The organism is Gammaproteobacteria bacterium (assembly GCA_003696665.1).
Classification (GTDB): Bacteria; Pseudomonadota; Gammaproteobacteria; order Enterobacterales.
Map to the genome: position 1 here is coordinate 1 of RFGJ01000186.1, position 3,033 is coordinate 3,033.

Below are 3,033 nucleotides of genomic sequence, written 5' to 3' on the forward strand. Positions count from 1 at the left end.
CCCAGAATGCGCACCAGCCCAGGGACGTTCTTCTGCGGACTGAGCCTCCCGGCGAACAGGATACGCGGCGGATTGCCCACCCGGATTTCGCCGGGGTTCAGCAGGGCGGTATCCACGCCATTGGGGATGACCTGCACGTCCACGCCGTAGTGACGCCGCGCCAGGTCACGGGTGAAGGCGCTCACCGCCACGATGTGCGCCGCTCTGCGCCAGATGGGAATTGTGAAGGGAAACACCCAGCGGAACCAGCGGTCGGTCTTCTCCGGCACGCCGCCGGGCACATCGCCCAGGTGGGCGGTCAGCAGGTAGGGCAGGCCGCTCAGGCGCGAGAGAGCATAGGCCGCCGCCCCAGAGGGAACGGCGAAATGGGTGTGCAGCACATCCGGCTGCCAGCGGCGGATGATGCGCAGCCCGGCAGGGATGGCAGCCAGCACATAGCCCAGCATGGCGCGCATATCGCCCTTGTAGGGCCAGCGCCGCAGAGAGGGGATGCGCCAGATGCGCACTCCATGGCGTATTTCTTCACGCGGCAAATCCCCCCAGTGGGCGGTCAACACGCCGACTTCGTGGCCGCGGGCCGCCAGTTTGTAGCAGATGTCTTCGGCCACCTTGCCGCCCCCGCCGCCCACGGGCGGGAATTCGTAGATAACGGTCAGAATACGCAATTTTTACTCCTTTATGTTCAACTTTTTCTTACGCAAGTAAATATGTAACGCTGTGCCAGGACGACAACCAGTAGCGGGCGCAGGTAACAGTTCATCGAACTCACCAGAAGTTACATATTCTCCAATTTCATCATCGTATACTCGCTCTTCCACCAAAATCACATCCGCCTCCTGGCGCCATCGTCTCGCCAATGTGTCATTCCAAAAGCCATAGCGTGCCAGAGTATCCGCATCCCCTACGCGTAATGTGGATTCGATGTTCAGTTGTTGCGGAAAGAAGCGCGCTCTATCCAGATATAGCAACAGAACCTGCGAATCGCTGCCTTGCCAGTACACCAGAGAATCCGAGGGGATGCTGGAGCGTAAGTATGCCCCAGCCGCCTCATAAGAGGCAATTATATCCACATTACCACTACAGGAATCTGAAGAACGTCCCAAAATTCCTATCGGCGAGAGTAACCAGCCCGCCAGCAGGAACAAGACCAACGCTCCGCTGAATGGATGAGCAGGCAGCCATGCTACACCGTGTTGGTGCAGAATTTTTGGGAGGCGGAACAATAAGGTCAAAATCACGACCAACAGCAATGCAACGATTGCCCCACGTAGCCAGTTGTCCAGCACTGCCATTGCCTGGTCATAGGGATAACGTTGCAGCAAACCAGATTTGTTTAGCAACAGCTCATCCAAAGGGACGGTACCCTCACGCATGATGCCGCCAGAGAAACGCGGCACGGGCAATTTGATAACCTTATCCAATACCGTAGGAGTACCACTACCAAAGTGATAGGTATATCCAGCTAATAATGTCGTTACGCCTATAAGTACCACCCCTATCGCGGCCGCTTGCCGTATTGGAGTGAGTTCAGTACGCCAGTGTCCAAACGCCAACAGCACGAGCAATAATGCAGTGACATCAAAGAAAAACAGATACGTTGAAAAACAATACACACAATAATCTTTCCCCAACGAAGCCCAGGCGTGAGCTAACAGAAAAACGCCAAATGTCACCGAGAGGAAAAGTGCCATTCGCCGCTGTGCCGCTTTCCAATCAACAGGCCAAAGAATCCATACCGCCGCTGCCCCCACCAGGGGCACAAAGTGTAAATAAAACCCTTGGAACAAACTTATCAGCCGTGTCTTGGCAGGAATCGGAGCAGATTGCCAGGAATTCACACCTTTGTGACGCCAGATATCCAGAAAAGGGGTCAAACGCTGTGGGAACCACCCTACCCACATGCTCATAATACCGGGATAGTAATGAATATACACGGCAATGACAATGGACAGTCCAACGATAGTCGCCCAACCGGCTACACGAACATCATGCTGCCACCAGACATATACCAAAAGCAAGAACAGCAATGGCGTCATATTCAGACGCGTCAACGCCAGGACACCAGCCAATGCAACACCTATGATTACTTGCCAGGAACGACGATTTTCCCCCAATGTCAACGCCAAAATCCATATGAGCATACAGGCAACCAGCCCTTGCGAATTTGCCGTACTGTACGTCCGAATCATGGCGGTGTTCATAGCCAGGGTAATTACAGCCAACGCTGCTCCCCAATCAGATGACAACCGTCGAGCAATTACCCATACACCAACTGCAAACAACAGTGCCAGAAACAACGCAAAATAACGCCCGCTACGCAAACCAGGGCCAAAGACCACCTGTACCCACCCCGGTATCAAAAATGAAAATGGCATGTGATTGGTCCACGGGCCATATTCTTGAAAGGGACGGTATGTACCGTTAGCAAACATGTAACCTTTGAGCAGGTACAATCCTTCGTCCAGCACGGTATCCACGGCATGGGCATATTGCCATACCCTCCAGGCATAAATTCCATATCCCAACACTGCCAACGCGTTTGCTAAACCTCGTAAACGTCGTATTCGGTCAAACAACATCATGCAGAACACCTCCTGCTCCAAACGACATGTCCGGTATGCTCTTCTGTAGCATTCAGATACCCGCAGACAAGATGTGCGGCAGGTCGCCCCAATGGGCGGTCAACACGCCGACTTCGTGGCCGCGGGATGCCAGTTTGCGGCAGATGTCTTCGGCCACCTTGCCGCCCCCGCCGCCCACGGGCGGGAATTCGTAGATAACGGTCAGAATGCGCATGCGTCAGGGGAGGGGGGCAAACACGTGAATGCGGGAATCTTCCGGGCGGCAGGCTTCCACCGGGGGGGTGACGTCCACCTCCTGAAGGGCAGACGCCTGTAAGCCGCGCTGCACCCAGGCGTCTTCGAGCCAGGCTTCTTCAATCAGGGTGTAATCGGCCTGCTGCATCCACCGCACACCCAGGGATTCGTTCCAGCGGCTGAAACGGTAGAGGGTATCCGCATCACCGCCCATCCA

The 3,033-nt window shown here is 55.1% G+C and carries 3 protein-coding genes; all 3 read right to left on the reverse strand.

What is annotated here, in order from left to right:
• Positions 1-665: hypothetical protein (locus D6694_05390; protein ID RMH44787.1), on the reverse strand; the 665-nt coding region annotated here is incomplete at its 3' end.
• Positions 666-668: 3 nt separating this feature from the next.
• Complete coding sequence (locus D6694_05395; GenBank protein ID RMH44788.1) at positions 669-2,582, reverse strand: hypothetical protein; 1,914 nt, start codon at positions 2,580-2,582, stop codon at positions 669-671.
• Positions 2,583-2,799: 217 nt separating this feature from the next.
• Positions 2,800-3,030: a hypothetical protein gene (locus D6694_05400; protein RMH44789.1), complete on the reverse strand. Its 231-nt coding sequence runs from the start codon at positions 3,028-3,030 to the stop codon at positions 2,800-2,802.
• Positions 3,031-3,033: the final 3 nt, after the last annotated feature.